Origin of the sequence: Phocaeicola sp. RTP21198st1_B8_RTP21198_201120, from assembly GCF_040929485.1 — a bacterium.
Lineage (GTDB): Bacteria > Bacteroidota > Bacteroidia > Bacteroidales > Bacteroidaceae > Phocaeicola > Phocaeicola dorei.
Window position 1 is genome coordinate 1189 of sequence record NZ_JBCOCI010000258.1, and the last position, 566, is coordinate 1754.

The following is a 566-nucleotide window of genomic DNA, read 5'->3' on the forward strand; positions in this document are numbered from 1 at the left end:
ATCGCTTCACAATCAATAGGATGCTCTACTTCCACACAAATAAACCTGCGGCTACCAGTTGGATCAGTGAGCAAATCTTTCCTGTTAGACGTGCCGATAAAAGAAGCTATTCGCGGTAAGGCACGATAGTTCTTCTGATAAGCTTTGCACAAACTCAATGAAGCCATTTGCATCAGATTCTTCAACAAAGGCATTTTTGCAGGAGAAAACTTGTCAAATTCATCCAAATTGAGAAGTCCCATCTCCGCCAGTCTACGTTCCACATTCCCCTGACTTGTTAAATCTACCTTATCCATATAATAACGGCGAAGTACAGGAGGGAGTAAAGACTTACAAAAAGTAGATTTAAAATATCCCTGTTCTGTACTAATGAGCAAGGGAGCTACACTATTCGCATGATCTCCCATTACCCCCATCCATTGTGCCGTCATCCCCAACATCCAAATGCGAAATCCTTTTTCCCACAACGGGCTTTCCGAAACCCGTCGAGCCAATGCGGACACACGGTCTATGCCATCCCATTCCGGCAATTCATCCAGATACAGCCTGAAAGGATGATATTCTGC

The 566-nt window shown here is 44.0% G+C and carries 1 pseudogene; it reads right to left on the minus strand.

What is annotated here, in order from left to right:
* A pseudogene (locus AB5935_RS25170) lies at positions 1–566 on the minus strand (VapE domain-containing protein); the annotation flags it as partial.